Raw genomic sequence first — 23,311 nt, forward strand, 5'->3', positions numbered from 1 at the left:
GGCTGCGTAGCTTGAAGCAGCGAGCGGGGTAAAATTGGCGCAAGGGAGAAAATAATGCTAGGTAACTTACGAGAGAAGCCCCAATGTGGTATAATCTCCCCATATCAACAAAATTACAAAAGGCTAGGTGTATACGGATGAGTAACCCTACAGAAAAAGCACAAAATTCGCTCCCTCTTATTAAAAAAGAGCATCGTACCAAAGTACTAATCACCCTCTTTGTCTTGACGGCGCTAGCCGGAGCAGGCTATTGGGCGGTTATAGCTGTGACGAGTGGTAGCGCGCCGCCAGTAGCGCTAGCATTGCGCTTGGTGTACATCGCGGCTTTGTATATGCCAGTGCCACTGTATACGCTCTTACTGAGTCGATTGATGCTTGGCATACCAATACCATTTCGTGCGTTGTTGTCATTGAGGCACATCACCGTGAAGAAGTATGCATTGGTCGCTGGACTGTTTTTGGCCTGGGCAGTATTGATGATTGGCTCCGTTGTGATTCTTGGCTGGCTGTGGCCAGATACTTTTGGGCACATGGCAACGACTAATGGACACTTGGTGCACAACCTCGAGAAGCTTATCGGCACGTCAGTTGATGCCAGCGCGATAAACTTACCGCCGACGCCGCTTGTCATGTTGCCGCTTGGTATCGTCGGTGCATTGATGGCCGGGCTAACGGTAAATGCGATCTTTGCGATGACAGAGGAGATACTGTGGCGTGGTTACCTTGCGCAGGCATTTGCTGGACGGCCATTTTGCAAGAAATATGCGACGATTGGCGTGCTATGGGGACTGTGGCATATTCCGCTGATTGCCCTCGGGTATAACTATGGCGCAGCGAATGCACTTCCGGGAGTAGTGCTGTTTGTGGGATTTTGTGTAGTTATGTCGCTTATGCTTGGTTTCGTCGTTGAGCGGACCCGAAGTGTATGGCTCGCTGCAGTACTGCATGGGACATTTAATGGCTTCTCGAATGTTATGTCGCTTTTGGTCGTTGGTGGGAGCTCACTACTCGCCAGCTCGGTAGTGGGTGTTGTCTCGCTCGTGGTATGGTTGGTAGTATTTCTCGGCTGCTACATAAGCACTACTTTTATACCTGCCACAGATCAATGTGCCAAAGACGTCAAAGCCAAAATATCTTAACTAGCCATACGCTAGAAATCTACAGACAGGCAGCACGATATGCTATAATAACCATATGCATATTATTCTTGGTGGGACGAGTGGGCTTGGCCTGGAAATGGCGCAGCAGCTCAGGGAAAATGGCAAGCGTGTACTGGTACTGGGAAAGACGCATAATACCCAGGAGCACGGCGAGGGATTCCCGTTGGATGTGTACTATCCCGAGCAGGTTGAAGCAGCGCCAGCGCGGATTGAGCAGATTTTGGGTGGCGACGCAATTGAACAATTTGTGTGGGCAGCGGGCTATGGCTGGCGTGGTAATTTCGAGGATCAGCCTGACGCGCGCTCCATGGCTGAGGTGAACTTCGCTGGTGCGTTGCCGTTGGTACAGTGGGCGTGGCGCAAGATGGCCCGTCAACATCAGAAGTCAGTGTTAACCATCATCGGTTCAACCAGTAGCGTCAAAGCTCGCGGGGACGAAGCGGTATATGTGGCGACCAAACACGCCCAAGCAGGACTGGCGCGCAGTTTGGGAATGCAGGCGGATGAACAGAAATTGCCAGTGAAAGTCGCGCTGTTTTTGCCTGGCGCCATGAAAACGCCGTTTTGGAATGGCCGAGAGCTACCAGTTGATTATTTGTTCTTCAATGACCCAGCCAAAGTGGCCGCGCACATCATTAACGCGGTTAATCACCAGCAGCAACCATTCCTTGAATGGGCGCTACCAAAGGGTACGTTGACGTAAGTTTTTTTCGTGATATAGTCAAGCTATGGAACTAATGGGTATAAACATTGTCGTTATCGGCGGCGGTACGGGTAGCTTCACATTACTGAGTGGATTAAAAAATTATACACACAACATTACAGCCCTGGTTAACATGGTGGATGATGGTGGATCAACAGGGCAGCTGAGGGATGAATTGGGGGTTTTGCCGGCTGGTGATGTCCGGCAGTGCTTGGTGGCGCTGAGTACCTCACCAAAGGTGAGAGACCTGTTTAACTACCGTTTTGATGAAGGTAGTATGAAAGGACACGCGTTTGGCAATCTATTCATGGCAGCCCTAGAAAAAATGACCGGTAATTTTACCGAAGCTGTCAAAGTAGCCGGAGAAGTGCTCAATATCCGAGGACGAGTAGAGCCCATCACGTTTGATAATATAACGCTTGTTACGCGACTGGCTGACGGCACGGTTGTCAGGGGTCAGCATGAGGCTGAATCATTGATCATTCCTGTTGGCGAGCGTCCATGGTTGGACTTGGAGCCGACTGCTCGCATCAATCCGCAGGCACGGCAGGCGATATTGAGTGCGGATTTGGTGGTGATTGCGCCAGGGTTGTTGTACGGTAGCCTGGCGCCAGCCCTGTTGGTTAGTGGTGTAACGCGTGCCCTCGCTGAAACCAAGGCCAAAAAGGTGTATGTTTGTAATTTAGTGAACAAGCCTGGTCAGACTGATGAGTTCACGGTTGCGGATTATGCCAGTGAAATTGAACGGTTTGCAGGTGTTAAATTGGACCACGTATTGTATAACAACCATCGTCCGTCGCAGGAATTGATTGATCGGTATGCTAAAGATGGCGAACTACTGGTCGAATGGAACAAAGAAGAGCTAAAAAAGAAGCATTTTTACGCCTCAGGTAAGCGATTGATCGCTGATGAAGTCTGGGAAAATACTAACGCTGCTAGCGACCCGTTGGCGGCACAGCGTAGTTTGATTCGGCACGATGCTGACAGAGTGGCGCGTGAGTTGATGCGAATTTATTTTGCCTAGATGAATTAAAGCCGTGACTGGAGGCGCTATACTTGCAAAATATTATATTTTGTGATATAGTGTAATCTGTTAACCATGACGGACAATACACAAAATTCAGCAAAGATGATTGATAATTCTGGCAACTTCTCTCGGAGAGGTGAGATATTTTATCATTCTGAAGCCTTATCTAAGGAACTAGTGGAGACGTTCGGTGGTCATCATATGACGCCAGCGCGTCGTTCGGCGGCAAGACTGATCATAGAGATGCCGACGGACATTGAGGGGAACGAACGGATTGATTACATCACCTCGGCACTTGATAATAATGAAACGATAGTCAGTGAGACCCAGCGAGACGTAGTGATTGGTATCCTTGAGGATTACGAAGTCTTACAAGGTTTGTTTGAATCATATATTGAAGGAGTTGACGAGACGACACTGCAAGGTAAAGCATTGCGGCTGGAGGATGGTCAGCAAATCCCTGGTGACTTAGGAGAGGACAATACACAAAGTCCATGGTCTGAGAATCCGCCAATCCCGGCGCCACGTATTGATGATTTGATCAAAGCCTTTTCGACAAAAGGTGAGGGTGCTCAGGGTGTTGGGCTGGAGACGGCGATGATCGTCGGGGCGGTAACACTCGCTAAATTAAAGACTACGCCGTATCACGACGCAGCAGTTTACAAACAGGCAGTGTTTGCAAAAAACTTTTTGATCCCGGTATGTAGTATTGTTGGGCTTGATAATCTAGAGTCTGAGTTGAATGACGAAGTAGATATCATTACTGGGCGAAATATTGGTGATGGTATGGATGGTAGCGATTTGAGCAACGACATTGATCCATTAATTGATGAAGTCGATAGGGTTGAATCGCTACATTTTGGCCCTAAGGACTCGGTTGATCCTGAGCGATTTAATTTTGCCATGAATAATATTAATCAAATTTTTTCTAGGTTGCTTGGTAAGCCAGATTTGCGGCCAGCCGTGGAGACAACGTCACCTCACAATACGCTGTTTGAAGTTGGTACTGTGACCCTGCAAAGCGGTAGTAAGGTAGAAGCGCGAGCTCGCGGTAAGGGGCGAGGCTCGTATCTGAAAAAGTTACTAAGGCGCATAGGATATTATGAGCCACATTCTCAGCCACTGAAGGATGAAGGAGAGCTCCATCCGATTGACCTGTACGGCATGGTGGTGATCGCTGAGGATGATACGCAGATGGCCGATGCATATGTTGAGGCAGTGGTTAATGCTTTGAATGATGAGAATATTACGCCATATCCGTCACCTGGACGAGACAATGAATGCTTTGTTATCAAGGGATCTCCAGAGTTTCAGGAAAATATTCGTAGAGCAGTTCTTGAGAGGATTCCTGATGCTGACATGGAACTGTTTAGTTTTAAAGATAGCGGTAGGGACTTTACCGATGCAAAAATTACTGGTTTTTCTGAGACGGGTGACAAGCGAGTACCATTTGCACCATTTGAGATGCAATTCTCGACGCCAGATGCCCGTTTGGTGGCACGAACTGGTAAAAAGGCGGCGCACTTCTTCTTTAAACTGCGTAAGGTATATGGTGATTTGGTGAGTATGACTGACGAGACGGCTGATGCGATAATCGATATTTGGCAGCGTAAGCAGGATTACTTTACGAGCCCTGAAGATGGTTCTAAGGAAGATCATCTGACGAACCAGAGCCGTGAACGAGTGGTTCACTTTAAGGAGAAGGCATTAGACAGACGCAAATCTTTGTTAAAGCGTGTTCGCGAGATGGCTAGACGAGCGCTGAATGGTATATAATTAATCATATGACAATTTACTACACTGACGGTTCTGCTTCGCCAAATCCCGGTCCGGGTGGCTTTGCAGTGATTCGTGATCTCCAGCCGTGGATCTTGGGTTCCGAGGACGGCGAGACAACCAATATTCGCATGGAGGGCAAGGCGCTGATTGCGGCGCTTCAGGACGCGGACGGTGCGCCGTGTGTGATTTATACTGATAGTGAATTTTGGATCAACGTGGTGACCAAGTGGGCGCCAGGCTGGGAAAAGCGCGGCTGGACAAAGAAGGGTGGCGAGATCAAAAATCTGGATATTGTCCAAGAACTGTATGAGCTATATTCAAATTCTCAAGCGGAGCTCCGCTGGGTGCGCGGCCATGAAGGCGACGAAGGAAATGAGCTGGCGGACACTTGGGCCAACCGGGCGCGTGAAGGCGAACGATTGACTAGATAACATATTCATGATATAATATAAACATGAGTGAATTGCATTTGCCAAAGCACGTGCAGCTGGATTTACATCCATTTTACTGTTATCCAGATCCGGCTGATCGGTTGTACTCGCGCATTGGTGTTGTTACGCAGGTTGAATTGGGTAAAGACGCGCTATGTGTTAAGGCGGGTGTTAGTGATGATAGCACCCATGACATATTGGCAGCTCGGATTGGTCCGGGCAGAGACCAACGTATGGCGCTGCCACCTGAGATGTATAGTAAAGATGGGCTAGCGTTACGTGGTATTATCCCAACATGAGAGACAGACTTGAGGGAAGGGCTGAGGTCAGCAAAAAAGATATTAACCCAGAGGCCAAACTGACACATGAACAGACGACTCAGTGTTTAAAAATGGCTGCCTTGGCAATCGGTCTATTTGTAGTCAAACCACCACATGAGGTATTGAAACAGGAAGATCTCAGTAAGATCGTGGTTGATGAGACAATGTTGACTGAAGCAGATAAACAATTTGGTCGATATATAACCTCCTAGCTGGCGGCGACTGGCAAAAATTGCTATACTAGGGCAATGGAAGAAGTGAGGGAAACGACTGATATTTTTTTGTGGGCGAATCAAACTGACGCGAAGAAGAATGATTTACAGATAGAGCTGTTTTTGTTTAATAAAAATTACACGCCGTATGTTATGCCTCTAAAGGGCGATGTCGAGCAGCAGCTCCGGCCGCTATTTTTGTTTGATTATATCAATCAAGTTAATTTGGGGGCGGGTACCGGCCTTAGCGTGCGGGATTATGAGCTGAGCGAAGCGGAAGACAACGTACTACTGCGGACAGACCTCGCCAAGGTTGGCCGAGCGGAAACCTTGATTCATTTGATTGAACATGAGCGCGGCGACATCGTGGAGTTTTCGGAAACTGAGCATGAGTTTAAGCGAATGAAGGGAATTGTGGCGCGATTTACCGATCCAAATGATCCAGAAAAAATCTTTTACACAGCCAAGCTGATCCAGCAGGGGCAGACACTCAAAAGTGCACTGGCGTGGGAGTTTTCTGATGGCATGTTTGGTGCGTTTAAGGCGGAGGTTGGTTTTAAAGTGCCAGATGATAACCAGGTGCTGATCATCGGGCAGGATATTTTCGCCTTTAATCCAGGCAAGTTTGAGCGGATGTTTGGCTATGAGTACAAGAAGCAGGTGATTGCCGATAAGAAAGTGGCGGAGATCGAAAAGGAATATAAATTGAGTTTCCCAGAGGGCTTGGATCTGAACACGCTGGTCAAGGAGCGCAAAAAGACCATCAATAAACTACAGAAATTGGAGATCGGCGAGGTCAAGCAAGAGCAGGTGCTGGACTATGCTGATGAGATGCAGCTGGAGCTAATGAGTGATGATAACGGCGCGATTATCATCATGGACGGCAATGATCTGGATATGTTTGTGAACTTGATCAATGAGGACTACATTGAGAGCAAAATTACTGGCAAACGCTACGAAATTAAGTCGAAAAAACTGCTGGGTGAGCCTGAGGGTGAACCGCCGCGAGGTTAAGTATGGACCAAGAGTTGGCGCTGGCGATTTTGATGAGCGGTCGGTCGGCGCTGCTGACGGGTGCGGCTGGTACGGGCAAAACGCACCTGCTGAATACTTTTATTGCACAGGCGCGTGACCAGGGTAAAAAGGTGTCGGTAACAGCGACGACGGGCTTGGCGGCGACGCATTTGGGCGGCAATACCATTCACAGTTGGAGTGGTATTGGTGTCAGTGATCACTTGGCGAACAACTTTTTTGATCGGCTGTCAAAAACGCGACGTGAGGTAATTACTAAGACTGATGTGCTGGTGATTGACGAGATTTCCATGCTGCATGATTTTCGGCTGGACATGGTCGATCGGGTGTTGCGTGGTGTCCGGGAGAATGACCAGCCATTTGGCGGTATTCAGCTAGTGATGAGTGGTGACTTTTTCCAATTACCGCCGATCAATCGTCCGGGTGAGCAGGGCGGTGGTTTTGTGGTATATTCGGAAGCGTGGCAGGAATTGCAGCCAGCAGTGCTATATTTGGAGCGGCAATATCGGCAAAATGACGAGCAGCTCCTCGAGATTTTGACGGCACTGAGGAATGACGATATCAGACGGCATCATGCCGAGACCTTGCTAGCGCGGACGGAGGTCGAATTGCCTGATGGTGATATCACCGAACTACACACCGTCAATGTTGATGTCGACGCCATTAACAGCCAGAAGCTGGCGGAACTGGCGGGTGGGGAACGAACGTACCAGCAGACGACGACCGGTTCAAAAGTATATGTCGAGAACTTGCAGCGGTCGGTACTGGCGCCGAGCGAACTCGTGTTGAAACTGGGTGCGTTGGTGATGGCGGTGAAAAATTCGCCGCAGAAATTGTACGCCAATGGTAGTATCGGCACGGTGGTGGATTTTGAGCCGCTGACCGATTATCCGATTGTGGAGTTTTGTAGTGGTCAGCAAGTGACCATGGTGCCGGATGTGTGGGAGCTGCGTGACGGTGAGCGCAAGCGCGCTAGTATTTCTCAGGTGCCGCTGCGGCTGGCGTGGGCTATTACCGTGCATAAAAGCCAGGGTATGACGCTGGACGCGGCAAAAATTGACCTAAGAAAAGCGTTTGTTGAAGGTATGGGTTATGTGGCCCTCAGTCGGGTGCGAGATCTTGATAATCTGTATCTATATGGAATTAACCGCAAAGCATTGGCGGTCTCGCCTGATGCACTGGCAATTGACGAGGTGCTGCAGCGGGCAAGTAGTGAGGTGGCCAAGCATTATCGTCCAATGTTAGAGGAAATGAAGCGAAAACAGTCAGTTCCGAAAAAATCCGGTAAGAAATCTCAGTCCGGCAGCTGGCAGCAAAAAATTGCCAAAATGCGCGAAACCTATCCCAAAGCCTACATGCCGTGGGAAAAAGCCGACGACGACATTCTCAAACAGGAGTTCTTGCAGGGCGCAACCATCCAGCAACTTAGTCAAAAACTTGGTCGCCATGAAGGCTCAATTCGCATGCGACTACAGAAGCATTTTGGGGAAGATATCGTAGCGTAAGCAGAGTATACGGTATAATGATAGATATGACGGATGCAAAACGATCGAATCCAAGCTTTCCAAAACGATTTTTATGGGGTGCGGCTATTTCGGCGCACCAGACGGAAGGAGGCTTGAACAATCAGTGGACCGCCTGGGAACTAGAAAATGCTAAAACGTTGGCCACGCAGGCGCCATACAGTTTTGGGCGGACTGCCATGTGGTCACATGTGGAAAAAGAGGCTACCAATCCTGACAATTATGTTTCAGGCACTGGAGTTGAGCATTATTCGCGGTATGAAGAAGACTTTCAGTTGTTGGAGCAAATGGGGCTTAATTCATTTCGGTTTGGGATCGAATGGGCTCGTGTGGAGCCAGAAGAGGGTGCTTGGGATGCGTCGGTGATTGATCATTATCGCACCTATTTGAAACGGTTGAAAGAATTGGAAATCACCCCTGTAGTAACGCTGTTTCATTTTACCTTGCCAGTTTGGTTTGCCGAGAAAGGTGGCTTTGAGAGGCGAAGTAATGTAGCTTATTTTGTGCGATTTGTGGAAAAAATTCTGGATGAATTGGGCCGTGATTTGGAGTGGATTATTAGTATCAATGAGCCGCTGGTGTATGTCGGGGAAAGTTATTTTCAGGGGGCATGGCCGCCAAATCAAACCAAAAAGCTGCTTGGTTTTAAGGTGTTACTAAATCTGATACGGGCGCACAAGAAGGTTTATCAGCTGGCGTGCAAAAATCGCCGCCACAAGGTGTCGATGGCGCATAATCTATCGTACATTTATGCTGGAGATGATGCGTGGGTATCGCGGTTGAGCGCTCGAGTAACTGACTATCTAGTCAATCAGTGGATTGTGCGGCGAGTGCGCAAACACAGTAATTTTTTGGCGATCAATTATTACTTTGCGCAACGGTTTTTTGGGTATCGAGTGCATAATTCTGAGAAGAATCCAGAGAGCGACTTAGGCTGGGATATGCAGCCAGACAAATTGTATGAGTTGCTAGTCGAGACGTACAAAAAGCACCAATTGCCAATTTTTATCACAGAGAATGGGTTGGCTGATGCGACAGATCAACACCGTAAATGGTGGCTGATGGAAACGATTCGAGCTATGGACAGGGCACTCAAAGAAGACGTCAAGATTATCGGCTATCTGCACTGGAGTCTACTAGATAACTTTGAGTGGGATAAGGGTTATTGGCCTAAGTTTGGCCTGGCAAAGGTTGATAGAAAAACCATGGAGCGCACGCTGCGGGCAAGTGGTAAATGGTATGGTATGGTTGTGAAGCGATTGCGATCATAGTGTTTAGCTAGCCACACAGTACACTAGACTTTTCCACAATTTTGTGGAAAAGTTTTCGTTTGGGGATAAAATGGGTAAAAAGTACTAAAAAAGACTTGCAAGTGGGTAGTTGTGGGTAGTATTATGAAGTCAGTGGTAACGGCAACGAGCCGTTGAACAATAACAAACAACCACTAACATTAAAAAATCAATCTAATTCCGTCAGGGAAGGAGCCTCAGTGCAAGTAGATTACTTTGAGCGAAAGCTGGACGACAAGCGTCGTTTGACGATGCCAGCTGAACTCAGAGAGGAATTTGCGTCTGGTGTGGTTCTGACCAGAGGGTTTGGCAAATATCTCCACCTATATCCACGGCGTGTCTGGGATAAAGAAGTCGAGAGCGCTTTGCAGGGCAGTATCCTGGATGAGCGAATTGCCGACCTGAACGTTAAATTCCGACGGGGTAAAACAGCATCCACGCTTGACCAAAAACAAGGTCGGGTGACGGTAGAGCAGCATTTGCTGGACTATGCTGGCATTGATCGGGAAATTGTGGCGGTTCGCGCCGGAGCATATTTCCGAGTGATGGCAGCCGATGCAGTCGACGCGGATTGATGAATTGTACGCACATTAACAATTAGGAAACCTCTCGAGATCAACTACCTGGGTATTTGAGAAGAGCAATCGTGGCTATTTGCTCCACAATAAAAACGGCAATGCACCTTCCTTAAAACACCTCCCAAAAAAACTCCACCTCACACATAAGTCTCTTTTGGAAAACACGCTTTTCCTCTCTTAAAGACATAAAAAACAAACACAAAACAAACACAAAAGCTCAAATTAAATATCCAGATAGGTGATCTCGAGCATTATTCCGTTATAATGGAGTAATGATGAGTATTAAAGAACATCCACCACAGCCGGGTTTGTCGAACGACGCTCCGGTTCATGTTCCTGTACTCTTAGAGGAGACCGTGCGTGCGCTCGCCCCTCGTCGGGGTGAAGCGTACCTTGATTTGACTGCTGGGTATGGCGGTCATGCGCGGGAGATTCTCAAGAGGACAAATAACTATTTGAACGCTGTATTGGTTGATCGTGATAGTAACGCGATTCAAACATTAGGCGATTTGACAGAACAAGGTGTCGAATTGATGCATCAAGATTTTGCGTCAGCGGCACGTGATTTGGTCAAGCTTGGGCGAAAATTTGACGTGATTTTGGCTGATTTGGGGGTGTCGTCACCGCAGCTTGACAGAGCAGAGAGGGGTTTTTCATTTCGTTTTGACGGTCCATTGGATATGAGAATGGACGACACAACGGAGATGACGGCGGCTGATATCATCAATCATGCTTCAGTGGATGAGTTGGTTCGGCTGATAACCCTGTACGGCGAGGAGACTCGTTCGCGCGCTATGCATATTGCGAAGGCAATTGTAGCGCATCGTCCGATGACGCGAACGTCTGAGCTAGCTGAGCTGATTGAGCGAACCGTTGGTCGCGGTGGCCTAAAAAGACATCCAGCGACTCGCACTTTTCAAGCCCTCAGAATTGAAGTTAACCAAGAACTTCAGCAGGTGAGAGATGTATTGCCATTATTGCCTCAGCTGCTCAATCCAGGCGGTCGTGTCGGTATCATTAGCTTTCACAGCCTGGAAGATCGATTGGTTAAACATTTTTTCAAGGAACAATCAGAAGCGGGGTATGAGGCCGAGCTGATGATTCCTGATAAAAAAGTAATTCTAGGGACTGCAGATGTTCACAATCCGCGCAGTCGAAGTGCCAAGCTTCGCTGGGCCGTAAAAACATAACACAAAAAGGAGGCAATTATGCCAGTACACATCAAAGTTCAGTTCCAAGACGCAGACCGCTCCGAGAGCGTTGCTGTTCGCCGCGGCTAATCAGTCGTTCGTAGAATAGCTGACGCACTATCCGGACAGTGTATCAGTCGATGATCTGGTCCGTCCTTAGGTTTTGAGACGGGCCAGGTTATCTTGGAATGTCACGATTTTAGAGAAATTATATACCAACATAACATAGAAAACAGAATGTACGCACGATCCACCACTTTCACACCTCGACGGCAGCAACAGATGCGCCGCAATCAAAATGCAACTCGTTTTCGGTCTAATGTCAAACTCGGCCCAGTGGCTCATACAGTACTGGTCGCGCTGATGGTTGCTGTGCTTGGCTTGATTTACTTGACGCAGGCGACTAAAACGTCCGCGTACAGTAGAGAGTCTCAGGGCTTGGACAAACAGATTAGTGAACTCCATGCTAAAAAGTCTGAACTTGAAGTACAAAATGCTCGATTGACCGCTCTTGATAAAGTGAAAAATAGCAACGTGGCATCAGCCATGAGCAAGCCGTCACAAACTGATTACGCTAATTAGATAAAAGTGGTATAATTTAAGAAGCACTATGAAGGGGCGACTTGCGCAATCACGAACGAGTCTACTCGCCATTATTCTGCTGGGGATAATGGCAGTTTTTGTGTTGAGATTATTTCACTTACAGGTGCTGCAGCACGGTAAGTATGTCGAGCTGGCAGCGCGCAATCAGCAGCGCACGTTGGTGATTCCGGCCACGCGAGGTGAAATTTACATGATGGACGGCAAGACGCCGGCTCCGGTGGTGCTGAACCGTATGATATTTAATGTGGTGGCTGATCCACAAACCGTTTCTGACAGTCAGCGTCATGAGATCATCCAAGCGCTGCGTCAGATAGCTGGCGATAAGCTCATGGAGAATGCTGAGGGGCGACTTGCTAATAAAAAGTCACGCTATGAAGTTTTGGCGCGCGGTTTGACGTTAGATCAGGCTGAGCAGATGAAGAAGAAGGATTTTTCAGGCGTATTGTATCAGCTCAACTCGGTTCGGAATTATCCAGAAGGGGCTTTAGGCGCGCAGGTACTGGGCTTTGTAAATGCGAATGGTGAAGGTCAGTATGGCGTAGAGGGCGCGTTGGACAAGCGACTCAAAGGTAGTGATGGGCTGCTACGAGCAGTGACAGATGTGCGAAATGTGCCGCTGATGATAGGTAAGAATGATGTAAATATTGAGGCGAAGGCGGGCGAAGATTTAGTGTTGTCAATTGATCGCAACGTTCAGAGTTATGCCGAAGAAGCCCTCAAACGTGGCCTGCAAAAGGCAGGTGGTACCGAGGGTAGTGTAGTGGTGATGAATCCAAACAATGGCCGAGTGCTGGCCATGGCGAATTACCCGACGTTCAATCCTGCCGAGTATAACAAGGTTCAAAATGCTGCTGCGTTCATCAACGCCGCGACCATGACGCCGCAAGAACCGGGGTCAATCATGAAATCATTTACCATGGCGATGGGAATTGACAAAGGCGCGATCACTCCAAACACGACCTACCAAAACACTGATTGTACCCAAGTCGGTGACCGTAAAATTTGTAATGCAGTGCGCGGTTTGACTGGTACGACCACCATGCAGCAAGCGCTAAACAACTCTCACAATGTTGGTACAGTGACAGTTGGGCGAAAATTAGGCGACGGCTCGTATATCAATAACGCTGCACGACAGACGATTTATCAATATTTCCATGATAAATATGGTTTTGGTGAGAAAACAGGAATTGAGCTTGCAGAGGCGCAAGGGTTGATCACTAGTCCGACTGAACAAGAGGGAAATGAAGTTCGGTACGCAAACATGACGTTCGGTCAGGGAATAAATTTGACACCAATTCAAGTTACCTCGGCGTTTTGCTCAATCATCAACGGAGGAGTGTACTACCGTCCAACGGTTGTCGCTGGGGTGAAAAAGGGCGATGCTGTCGAGTGGTCAAAACCACAGCCGCTACGCCACACAGTAAGCGCGGAGACGTCTACTCAGATGCGCACGATGCTAGATACGGCGCGTCATTCGTTCTATGTCGGCAAAGATGACAAGCCGGGCTATCTGATCGGTGGTAAAACGGGTACGGTGGAGTTGTTGGTGAATGGTGCATATAGCATGAAAGAAACGGCTGGTACCTATGTTGGTTTTGGTGGCACAGATAAGCCAGAATATGTCATAATGATAAGGGTATCGGCACCAAATAAACATGTTGCGCTGGAAGGTAGTGTGCATGCGTCGCCAATTTTTACTGATATTTCGAACTGGATGATTGAGTATTTGAAATTATCACCGAGGAGATCCTAAATGAAAAGCTATATACAAACGGTAACAAACGAAATGACATATATATTCGTGTTGAGTCTAGCAGCGTTCCTACTGGCAATGTTTTTGACGCCAATTTATACGTTCTTTGCTTATAGATATCAGTTCTGGAAACGGCAACGCACTTCTGCGGTGACTGGCGAGAAGTTGCAGGTGTTTGATAAACTTCACGAGGAGAAATTGCGTCGCCATATCCCTACGATGGCTGGCATTATTGGTGTAGTTTCCATCGTCTTGATCACGCTGTTATTTAACCTGGACCGCCGGCAAACATGGTTGCCGTTGGCAGCTTTTGTTGGTGGCGCGGCTGTGGGATTGATCGATGATTATTTGAACATCTTTGGTAGTAATAAAAAAGACGCTGGCATGCGGGCGCCAGTTAAGTTTGCGCTGATTACGCTGATTGGTTTGGTGCTTGGATGGTTCTTCTTTGCTAAATTGGGCGTTAGTAGTTTTCACGTACCGTTTTATGGCGATCTATCAGTTGGTTGGCTGATCATACCTCTGTTCGCGTTTGCGGTCGTCGCTACGGGTAATGCGGTTAATATTTCAGATGGCCTGGATGGCCTGGCGGGCGGACTGCTGGCTATCAGTTTTGTGATGTTTGGCGTGATTGCGCTACTGCAGGGAAACTTCTTGCTGGCTGGCTTTTGTTTTACGGTCGTTGGCGCGCTACTCAGCTATCTGTGGTTTAATATCTATCCAGCGAGGTTCTTTATGGGCGATGTAGGTGCTTTTGCCTATGGAGCAAGCTTGGGCGTGGTGGCGATGCTGACAAACTCATTACTATTACTCCCGATCATCGGTTTGTTATTTGTGGTCGAAGCAGGTTCTAGCGCGTTACAAATTGCCAGCAAGCGACTGTTTGGCCGAAAAATTTTCAAATCTGCACCAATTCACCATCATCTGGAGGCTAGTGGCTGGCCGGAGACCAAGATTACCATGCGTTTTTGGGTGATTGGATGTGTGATGGCGTTCATCGGTTTCCTCGTGGCTTTGGCAGGAGGGCATATTGCGTAATACTATGCCTAGTGTGCCAGCCGGGACGATTCGTAAGCATCGGCCGGTCTATCAGGTGGCGTTATATGTCAGCCTATTGTTGCTATTGGGTTTGGTGGTGATGTATGCTTTGGGGCCGCAACGAGCCAATGTCATGAATTTTGCATACGGCACGAACTATAGCGATATGTTCTTCTTTAACAAGCAGCTTATTTCTGTTGTGATTTCCTTTGCAGCGTTTGCTGCATGTGCTATTATTCCATATAAAATTTTCACTGAAAAATACGCAAATTGGCTATTTGTCGGTGGCTTGTTTTTCTGCTTTTTGCTGGTGGCGTTGGGTATGCTGGGCGTTTCGTTTGCGCAGGAAACCAATGGTGCGTATCGCTGGTTTTACCTCGGCGGGCTGGGAAGTTTTCAGCCGGCTGAATTGTTAAAATTTGGTATCTTAGTGTTTATCGCTGGATTTTTGGGTAAACGTATGCGACAAGGCAAAATCAACGACGTGGAGGAAACGCTCATCCCGCTCGGTATTGCAGCAGCGATAGCCATGTTCATCGTGGTAGTGCTACAAAAGGACCTGGGAACTGGATTGGCGTTGGTCGCCATCGTTTTGTCTATGTTGGTGGTCTCAGGTATGCGGTCAGATATTCTCTGGAAAATAGTGGGCGTTCTGTTGGCGGCGGGCGTCATGCTCATCCTCATCGCGCCGCACCGCTTGGAGCGCGTCATGACGTTCTTTCAGGGTGATCACTCGAACACATCGTCTATGGATAGCAGCAGCAACACTTATCACGTGCAGCAGGCACGCATCGCCATCGGTTCGGGTGGTATCTTAGGACTGGGTATCGGGAAGAGCGTGCAGGTGTCGGGCTACCTGCCCGAGGCTATCAACGACTCGATCTTTGCCATCATGGGTGAGACATTTGGTTTTGTTGGACTGCTGATCATTTTGGGGCTATTTACCGCCTTGCTGCTTGGTATTTTGCACATTGCTGCGCGACTGCCTGACCCTAGACTTCGATTAGTGGCAGCTGGTGTGTTTGGTTGGGTTGCTTCTCACGTGATATTGAATGTGGCAGCTATGACGGGGGTGGCACCATTGACTGGTATCCCATTGCCACTATTGAGTTATGGTGGAACCAGCATGCTGTTCATCGCTGCGGCCCTTGGATTAGTTTTTCAGCTGTCTTGCTACACATCGCACAAGCCATTAACAGAAGGGAAGGATAGCCATGCGGATCTTAGCGGTCGGCGGCGGTTCGGGCGGACACGTTACGCCCGTGGTCGCCGTGTTTAAGGAGTTAAAGAATAGGGGAGAGCACGAGCTACGATTTTGGTGCGACCGCAAGTTTGGGCCAACGGCAAAGAAAGTGGTTGCAGAATCCGACTATGATATTCCGGTTTCGTTCATCACCGCCGGTAAATTGCGTCGCTATCACGGTGAGAGCAAATTGCAGCATTTAGCACCCTCAATCCTATTTCCTAACTTATACGACTTGTGCAAGGTTATCATTGGTTTTGTGCAGAGCTTTTGCAAGCTGCTAATGTGGCGCCCTGACGTCATCTTCATCAAAGGTGGTTATGTTTGTCTGCCAGTTGGCTATGCTGCGCGATTACTGAGAATTCCATTGGTGCTGCATGACTCTGACGCTCATCCAGGGTTGACTAACAGGCTGCTGTCGCCATTTGCTAAGCGCATTGGTACGGGCGCACCGCTCGAGTATTATCGCTATTCTCCTCAGATAGCAACATATGTTGGGGTACCAATTTCAGATAAGTTCCGGCCGTATACTGACGTGGAAAAGCGAGACATCAAGGCACAGTTAGGGTTTGACCCGTCACGGCCGCTAGTGGTTGTCACTGGTGGCGGGCTGGGTGCTGTGCGCATCAACAACGCTGTGGCGAAGAATCGTGATAGGCTTCTGGAGGCCGCCTCGGTATTTTTGATATCTGGACAACATCAATACAACGAGCTGAGCAAAACTTTGGACCGTCGTGATGGTTGGCGCTTGGAATCGTTTTTGCATGGACCACAAATGGCACAGGCGTTAGCGGCTGCAGATGTGGTCGTCGCGCGAGCTGGGGCAACAACGCTATTAGAGTTGGCGGCGCTGGGTATGCCAACAGTCATCATCCCAAATGGCAGGCTGACAGCCGGCCACCAGCTGAAAAACGCTAAGGTCTATCAAGACGCCCTGGCTGCGGTGATTGTGAACGAAGATCAACTAGATAAGAACCCTGATCTACTAGGCGATACACTAATCAAACTACTCAGATCCCCGAAGATTCGTCATGATTTGGGTAGTAATTTCCTCAAATTTGCTAAACCGCATGCTGCTGGTGATATGGCTGAAATGATCCTGGAAGCTGCTGGTAAACAGGGGAGGCGACAGTAGATGTCACTGCTTGGCAGGAAAAAAATAAAACAGCGGTCACCGGCCAACAATAGTCCGCGTCGAATGCGTGATGATATCATCAAAGAATCGTCCGCCTTCCAGCTCAACCGTACCATCAGTAGCTTTCGAAAGCAGCAAGATGAAGTCTCTGAGCGAACCATCCACCATAAACGCCAGGATCTACAAAAAGCTTTCATGCAGCGGATAGGTATGATATTAGCTGCTTTGGTGGTGTTGATTCTATTGTCTTTCCAGCTGTCGCTATCAATCTCCATACAAACGCCTGATACAGCCAGCGGTCAGCAAGCTGCGACCTACAAGAAGGTTTTAACTGATTATTATGCTTCACGCCCTGCTGAGCGATTCAAGCCATTCCTCAACCAAGACGCATTGCATCAATATTTCCTTTCTCACGCGCCAGAGGTCAAAACCGTGCGCATAGAGACATTTGGCGCTGGTATGGCGACCGCTAAACTCACGTTTCGCCAGCCGCTTGCGCAGTGGTCTTCTGGTGAAAAGACATATTTTGTTGATGAATCGGGCGTAACGTTTGAACGTAATTATTTTGCACCACCAAAGCTGACTGTTAAAGACCAAAGTGGTGCACCGCTTTCTGGTGGGCAAGAGGTGGTCAATCAACGTTTTTTGAGCTTTTTGGGGCAGGCTGTTTCGCAATTTACCAAGAACAAGCTATCCGTTTCAGAGATTGTCTTGCCGCAAGATACCGTTCGTCAAGTGCTGTTCTTGATTGAGGGTAAGGGCTATGCAGTCAAGATGACCGTCGACAGGGCAGCAGTGGCACAAGTTGAGCAAGCCATTAAAGCTATGCGCTTCATCGACGAGAGGCGACTGCGACCAGAGTATCTCGACGTGCGGGTAGACCAACGAGTATTTTATAAATAGGGGATATAGGTTAGTGAAGTGGGGTATCACCCAGCCTGATGCCTTGTTCTCTTTTTGTTCTAAAATGAGAATGGCAAAAATATATATTACAATATGCAAAAACCAAAAAGTCAAATGTAGGGAATCCACAAAAAAACAGAGCGGGGGAATAAAAAAAGAAAAAAGTCAAATACAGGTCGATCATCCAAGATGTTATAATGTGGAAAACTGATCACGGTATAATGTAGTAAATACTACGTTGGGCGCTTGTAGTTTTACTGCATGGGTCTTTCAGAAGCCATACAAGCGTGTGGGTATATACTTATATTTCAAGGCACAGTGTGTGATGAGTAATGATAAGAGCAAAAGTTACAATTTGTTCGCGCAGTAGAAGATGGTAGACTCCAAAGCCCCTGCTTAGTTAGCTGGATATATCCTTATATAGCTATGTGTGCCGCACTCATTATCATACATGGTTATCTCCTATACAGTTCGTAAAACATACATTGTGCGACATTAAGAATATTTCTCTTTTATGAATACACACTCATTGATTTTGATATGTTACAATTGGATTTTAGTTGCCTGTGGCGTTTGGTCGGTTAAAAATTACTTAGCTTGCCCTTTGCCATATGTCTGTTGATCATTTTGTCTATATCGTGAATTTCTAGCTTCTGGATCTTGAGCCTTGAGGCTCCTTGTTTACCGAACCATAGCAATATATCAGGATGCTATGGCTATGTGCTGGCGTACGGTATATGCTAATATTTTAAGTTCCCTTTTTGTTCTATAATCCTTCAGTGACTAACGCATGTGAGGTTTGACGGAAGGCGAGGTTGGTGCCGTGTCAGCTGGGCAGGGATCACTTCTCTGCCGCCTTAGATACGGTTGCTGTTTTTGCTGGATGATATTATCATAGGGATATGAGAGTTATTTCACCTGACAATAGGGGTTTGCACGAGATAGTACCGTCGGTAGATTTGTTTTTAGCGGGAGGTATTACCAATTGCCCAGACTGGCAAGCGGAGGCGCTCGCGCTGCTACGCGATCAAGACATAGCAGTGGCCAATCCACGTCGTAAGAGAGCACTAGCCCTTCAAGGCAAAGGAGCAACGCATCAGATAGAGTGGGAATATGGATACCTCAAGCGGGCGCGAGTGGTGTTGTTTTGGTTTCCAAAGGAGTCCCTCTGCCCTATCGCGCTGTTTGAGCTGGGTAAGGAACTTGAGAGCGGATCGCGTGTGGTGATTGGCGTACATCCAGAGTATTCGAGACGATTTGATATCATTACACAGGTGCGCTGTTATGACCCTGATTTTCCAATATATAGTGAGCTTGCTGATGTGGTGCAAGCTGCTGTAGGTGCGCTTAGTATTTGATAAAATGACATCAACCGCATAGCTGGACAGCGTTATAGTTCCCTAATAATTTAGATATTGGTATAATCCTTACTTAAGGGACTGTAAAACTATTGTAGCTGAAGGTGTCGGCTATTGTAATGGTTTGTTTTACGCAGCACTCTTCTTCCGCCTACGTCGCCGCTTTTTTGGTGCGGTGGTAGCAGTTGAGTCAGCTGTGGTGTTTGCGCTATTGCCGCGGATCTGCAAAACGACTTCATTGCTGTTTGGGGCTGGTTGCGGCTGGGCTGGACGGGCATTGGCAGTAGCAATAGGTTGCTGAGCTGGCTGTTTGGTAATTGGCTGAGCGGCGGGCCGAGGCGCCTGCTTCTGCGGCTGTGGTTGCGGCATGATAGCCGCATTGATTTCTTTTTCAACATCCTCCCTGCTCCGTGAGTACATGCGTCGTGAATGCTCGATGATGTGCAGGGTATTATCGGCCTGGCTTGGCGGAAGTTCGAGGGTGCGTGCGGAGAAGGCTGGCGTCTTCTCTCCCCCGATGACCATGTTGATGACAAAGTTACGATTGTGCATCTGCAAGAGGTCGACGGCTTCAAAATTCGGCTCAAATTGTTTGGCGAGAATTGGTGCGTCATCAGCAGACACGCGGAATGAGATCATGGTGCCGACGTTGCCAAAGACTGCATCGCGCACGGTTTCATTCATCTGTGAGATGTACTGGTTGGCGACGGTCAGGTTAAGGCCGTATTTGCGGGCTTCGGACAGGATGGTGGCGAATGAGTCGGTGGCGAAGTTCTGGAACTCGTCAACGTAGAGGTAAAATGGGCGGCGGTCGCGGATATCTGGGATGTCAGAGCGCGACATAGCGGCCAGCTGAATCTTGGTGACCAAGAATGAACCGAGGATGGCGGCGTTGTCCTCGCCGATGAGGCCCTTGGATAGATTCACGATGAGGATTTTGCCCTCGTCCATGATTTGGCGGATATTGAAGGTGGATTCGGGCTGGCCGATGATGTTGCGGATGATGGGGTTGGCAGTAAAGGCGCCGACTTTGTTGAGGACTGGCGCGACCGCCTCGGCGACGAACTTGTCGTTCCAGCTGGCGAATTCGACGTTCCAGAATTGCAAGACCACGGTGTCGCGGCAATAGCCCAGCGTTTCTTTGCGGAAATTTTTATCAGTTAGCATGCGGGTGATGTCGAGCATGGTCGTCTCTGGCCGGTCGAGCAGCGCCAGGATGGTGTAGCGCAAAATATACTCCAGTCGCGGCCCCCAACTCTCGCCGAACATGCGCTTCAAAACGCCGATGACCTCTGATGAAATGTTCGTTTTTTGGTTCGGGTTGGTGACTTCCAGCGGGTTGAAGCCGAGTGGATAGGCGGTGTCGGCCGGGTTGAAATAGACGACGTCGTTCAGGCGTGAGCCGGGGATAAATTTCATGTTGTTGATGGCGAAGTCGCCGTGCGGGTCGATGATGGCGTAGCCTTGGTTGTGAAAGATGTCACTGAGCGCGAATAATTCAAGCAACCCAGACTTACCTGCTCCGGTCTGACCGATGATGTAGACGTGGCGCGAGCGGTCGTAGCGCAGCATGCCGAATTGGTGGTTGATACCGCGGAAATTGGTGACGCCAAAGGCGGAAATCTGGTCGTCATTGGCGTCGCTACCAGTCAGGACAGGTAGCTTGGACGGCGGTTCGGCGGTTTTAGCACTGGCCCAGACGATGTTTGGCGTCTCAACATTGGTGTGTGGCAGGTGAAAGACAGAAGCCAGCTCTTCGATATTGAGGATGAAACCATCGCCAAAAAATGCACGACGACGATATTTTTCTAAAAATTCTTTGCCGTAGGCGGCTTTGATGGGCTTAAAGCCGTTTAGGTTTGTAGAATTAAACTGTTTGAAAGTCCCCACCAAGGCTTGCATGCGCAGCTTGGCGTTGGTTTGGTTCTCTCCCAGATATGCTAAGCGGATTTTTACTTCGTAGCCCAGTTTGGTGGCTTTCTTTTCAGCTTCAGCGATGCGAGTTTTATTGCGCTCAGATATTTCTGGACCCTTGCCGCCAGCCAATCCTTCCTCTGGTGGTCGCCACAAAGCAGCAAACAAACCACCGAGCCACCGCATGCTACCACCAACACTTGGTAGGATGCTGGCAGAGCCTTCACGCAGGCGTGATATCCAGTGGTCAGCTTCGATTTGCCATGAGTCCTCAACTGGTTTAGCCAGCACTTGAATCCACAATTCTTCGCCTGTTGACTCTAGCTTTGCTAATGTTCCCGTGATGCCAGCCAGCGGGTCAACTTCAAAGGTTTGGAATGTTTTGATTGGTAAAAATTCAGACGCCGTCAAAGTCATCTCAGTAGTGTATGTTACTGAATGATCACGTTCGTGCTCGGTATAATCTTCACTAGCCTGGTGAATTTGGACGGTTGGGTATTGGGCGTAGATTTGCCCCTCGACGAAGCTCTGCAGAGACCGCGGTGTCCAGACATAGAACCGGATTTGCCCATTGACCGAAGCCACCTCAAAACTCAAATGTTCCTGCGCTCCCCTGCTCAGTTTGAGTTCACGTTTATCACGCAGGATGCCGTGCAAGCTGGCAAACAACTGCTCAGCAGCAAGCTCTTTCTTATCATTGGTTTTTGGGATCTCCAAAATGAGCAAAACGTTGTCGCTCGAGATAAATTCATTGAGCTGTTGATAATTGCGCCACGTCAAAAAAGATAACAAAATAACCAGCGGCAACCAAACATACCACTGCATCAATAATGTTATAGTCCAGGAAAATATTTCCATGCTATTAAATTATCCCATATTTGATGTAACAATACAATCAGGCTTGTTGCTGTTCAAACACGTAAGTGGCTTTGGCGACACGCTTGAACTGTGATTTTGACTGCAGGTTTAACAAAATAGTCGTTTCTTTGACTTGGCGTTTGTCCAAAACTCGTTTGATGATCTCGTCGCGGTGCAGTGGCTGATCAGCTTCTTTGAGGATGTCGGTGATGATATCAGCAACAGTGCCGCGGCTGTAGCCCCATGAGTCCAGCGCATAGATACCGCGACCGATCAGCACGAAGCGGCTATCTTTGATGAGTTCGTTGTGAATCGCTTGTGTGGTGACGTTTTTGCGCTTAAAATCGCTGTCTTTGATGGCCTTGGCGATCTCTGAAAAGTGCATTGGTTTGCCGTTGTCGTCCAGGATGACAAAAATTTTGTCGCGAATATTTTTCGGATTGACGGTTGGCCACTTGATGAGTCCCCAGTTCCCTTTCAGCTCAGCCAGCTTCTTGCTGATGGACGCCAGTGCTGCGATATTCTGTGGATGCTCATAGTCCATGGACTCGTGAATTGCTTCAGCGGTGATTGGCTGGCCGTGTTTTTTGATGAATTTAACAATTTCTTCAACTTGTTTTTTCACTGACTTTTCGTCACCGACGGATGAGATGACCGCGGACTGATAGAAATCGTCATTTTCATTGATAACAGTCAAGCCTGGCGCTAATTCTGCCAAGAAAGCGACAGCTGAGCGCTCCAGGAGTGTCGCATCACGACCCAAAATGTGCGATGTCAAGTTTTGCATACGAGCACCACGGCCCATTTCTGACAGATGCGAAACGATGAGCTTTTCGGCAGAATTAACAGATGGCAATTTGTCTTCTGCTACTGACGCACGCAGTTTGGTGAGGATGGCTTTTTCAAGTTGACGAACGCGCTCACGAGTAATGCCCAGCATCTCACCGATCTGTTCCAATGTCTCTTTCCTGTCTTCCAGCCCAAAGCGACGTGAAATGATTTCACGCTCACGCTCTTGAGAAATGCTACCAAGAATATCCGCAACCGCTGTATTCAAACTCTCTGCCGCGTCAGCTATTTCTGGTTTGCTCATGGTATATTCCAAGTATCCTCTCTGCCACACCCTGCATATATTTTTATCATCTCTATGTGCTTGATTATACAACAATATGTAACTCAAGTCAAATATTTGTGCTGCTTTTACAAATTATAGCACGTTCTTTACGATTTTTGCAATGGGTTGTTTGATGTATATACAATAA

General features: G+C 48.2%; 21 protein-coding genes. 19 read left to right on the plus strand and 2 right to left on the minus strand.

The genetic code is table 11. The features are described 5' to 3' along the window. Positions 1–137 precede the first annotated feature (137 nt). From V4210_RS01155 to V4210_RS01245, 19 genes are all read left to right on the plus strand, one after another. Positions 138–1,139, plus strand: coding sequence for a CPBP family intramembrane glutamic endopeptidase (locus tag V4210_RS01155; protein ID WP_338521021.1), 1,002 nt, complete (start codon positions 138–140; stop codon positions 1,137–1,139). Between the two features lie 55 nt (positions 1,140–1,194). Further along, on the plus strand, positions 1,195–1,863 hold the full coding sequence (locus V4210_RS01160; protein ID WP_338521022.1) for an SDR family NAD(P)-dependent oxidoreductase: 669 nt from the start codon (positions 1,195–1,197) through the stop codon (positions 1,861–1,863). A 25-nt stretch (positions 1,864–1,888) separates the two neighbouring features. After that, positions 1,889–2,887 carry a gluconeogenesis factor YvcK family protein gene (locus tag V4210_RS01165; RefSeq protein ID WP_338521023.1) on the plus strand — a complete coding sequence of 333 codons (999 nt, stop codon included), beginning with the start codon at positions 1,889–1,891 and terminating at the stop codon, positions 2,885–2,887. A 75-nt stretch (positions 2,888–2,962) separates the two neighbouring features. After that, on the plus strand, positions 2,963–4,666 hold the full coding sequence (locus V4210_RS01170) for a hypothetical protein (RefSeq protein ID WP_338521024.1): 1,704 nt from the start codon (positions 2,963–2,965) through the stop codon (positions 4,664–4,666). 8 nt (positions 4,667–4,674) lie between these two features. Then, positions 4,675–5,100 carry a ribonuclease H family protein gene (locus V4210_RS01175; RefSeq protein WP_338521025.1) on the plus strand — a complete coding sequence of 142 codons (426 nt, stop codon included), beginning with the start codon at positions 4,675–4,677 and terminating at the stop codon, positions 5,098–5,100. A gap of 23 nt (positions 5,101–5,123) precedes the next feature. Then, a complete protein-coding gene (locus V4210_RS01180) occupies positions 5,124–5,399 on the plus strand; it encodes a hypothetical protein (RefSeq protein WP_338521026.1) in 276 nt (91 codons plus the stop codon). Continuing rightward, positions 5,396–5,632 (plus strand): hypothetical protein, encoded by a 237-nt coding sequence (locus V4210_RS01185; RefSeq protein ID WP_338521027.1) that lies wholly within the window; start codon positions 5,396–5,398, stop codon positions 5,630–5,632. The genes V4210_RS01180 and V4210_RS01185 overlap by 4 nt, the downstream gene beginning before the upstream one ends. A gap of 36 nt (positions 5,633–5,668) precedes the next feature. Next, complete coding sequence (locus tag V4210_RS01190) at positions 5,669–6,646, plus strand: Kiwa anti-phage protein KwaB-like domain-containing protein (protein ID WP_338521028.1); 978 nt, start codon at positions 5,669–5,671, stop codon at positions 6,644–6,646. A 2-nt stretch (positions 6,647–6,648) separates the two neighbouring features. Then, positions 6,649–8,169 carry an ATP-dependent DNA helicase gene (locus V4210_RS01195; RefSeq protein WP_338521029.1) on the plus strand — a complete coding sequence of 507 codons (1,521 nt, stop codon included), beginning with the start codon at positions 6,649–6,651 and terminating at the stop codon, positions 8,167–8,169. Between the two features lie 26 nt (positions 8,170–8,195). Beyond that, positions 8,196–9,458, plus strand: a complete 1,263-nt coding sequence (locus V4210_RS01200) for a glycoside hydrolase family 1 protein (RefSeq protein ID WP_338521030.1) — start codon at positions 8,196–8,198, stop codon at positions 9,456–9,458. Between the two features lie 218 nt (positions 9,459–9,676). Further along, positions 9,677–10,051 carry a division/cell wall cluster transcriptional repressor MraZ gene (locus V4210_RS01205; RefSeq protein WP_338521031.1) on the plus strand — a complete coding sequence of 125 codons (375 nt, stop codon included), beginning with the start codon at positions 9,677–9,679 and terminating at the stop codon, positions 10,049–10,051. Positions 10,052–10,326: 275 nt separating this feature from the next. Next, positions 10,327–11,244, plus strand: coding sequence for a 16S rRNA (cytosine(1402)-N(4))-methyltransferase RsmH (gene rsmH / locus V4210_RS01210; RefSeq protein ID WP_338521032.1), 918 nt, complete (start codon positions 10,327–10,329; stop codon positions 11,242–11,244). Positions 11,245–11,481: 237 nt separating this feature from the next. After that, positions 11,482–11,826, plus strand: coding sequence for a hypothetical protein (locus V4210_RS01215; RefSeq protein WP_338521033.1), 345 nt, complete (start codon positions 11,482–11,484; stop codon positions 11,824–11,826). A gap of 28 nt (positions 11,827–11,854) precedes the next feature. Next, positions 11,855–13,600 carry a peptidoglycan D,D-transpeptidase FtsI family protein gene (locus V4210_RS01220; RefSeq protein WP_338521034.1) on the plus strand — a complete coding sequence of 582 codons (1,746 nt, stop codon included), beginning with the start codon at positions 11,855–11,857 and terminating at the stop codon, positions 13,598–13,600. After that, complete coding sequence (mraY, locus tag V4210_RS01225) at positions 13,601–14,638, plus strand: phospho-N-acetylmuramoyl-pentapeptide-transferase (protein WP_338521035.1); 1,038 nt, start codon at positions 13,601–13,603, stop codon at positions 14,636–14,638. It begins immediately after the preceding gene. Then, positions 14,631–15,917, plus strand: coding sequence for an FtsW/RodA/SpoVE family cell cycle protein (locus V4210_RS01230; RefSeq protein WP_338521036.1), 1,287 nt, complete (start codon positions 14,631–14,633; stop codon positions 15,915–15,917). The genes mraY and V4210_RS01230 overlap by 8 nt, the downstream gene beginning before the upstream one ends. After that, positions 15,853–17,016, plus strand: a complete 1,164-nt coding sequence (locus tag V4210_RS01235; RefSeq protein WP_338521037.1) for a UDP-N-acetylglucosamine--N-acetylmuramyl-(pentapeptide) pyrophosphoryl-undecaprenol N-acetylglucosamine transferase — start codon at positions 15,853–15,855, stop codon at positions 17,014–17,016. Before V4210_RS01230 ends, V4210_RS01235 begins: the two co-directional genes overlap by 65 nt. Continuing rightward, positions 17,017–17,919 (plus strand): hypothetical protein, encoded by a 903-nt coding sequence (locus V4210_RS01240; RefSeq protein WP_338521038.1) that lies wholly within the window; start codon positions 17,017–17,019, stop codon positions 17,917–17,919. Positions 17,920–18,821: 902 nt separating this feature from the next. After that, the gene (locus tag V4210_RS01245) at positions 18,822–19,277 is read left to right on the plus strand and encodes a nucleoside 2-deoxyribosyltransferase domain-containing protein (protein WP_338521039.1); all 456 of its coding nucleotides are present in this window, start codon (positions 18,822–18,824) and stop codon (positions 19,275–19,277) included. Positions 19,278–19,406: 129 nt separating this feature from the next. On the opposite strand, the gene V4210_RS01250 is transcribed toward V4210_RS01245, so the two are convergent. After that, positions 19,407–22,049: a type IV secretory system conjugative DNA transfer family protein gene (locus V4210_RS01250; protein ID WP_338521040.1), complete on the minus strand. Its 2,643-nt coding sequence runs from the start codon at positions 22,047–22,049 to the stop codon at positions 19,407–19,409. A 37-nt stretch (positions 22,050–22,086) separates the two neighbouring features. Continuing rightward, on the minus strand, positions 22,087–23,142 hold the full coding sequence (locus V4210_RS01255; protein ID WP_338521041.1) for a sigma factor-like helix-turn-helix DNA-binding protein: 1,056 nt from the start codon (positions 23,140–23,142) through the stop codon (positions 22,087–22,089). Positions 23,143–23,311 lie beyond the last annotated feature (169 nt).

This window comes from Candidatus Nanosynbacter featherlites (genome assembly GCF_037013405.1).
Taxonomy (GTDB): Bacteria; Patescibacteriota; Saccharimonadia; order Saccharimonadales; family Saccharimonadaceae; genus Nanosynbacter; species Nanosynbacter featherlites_B.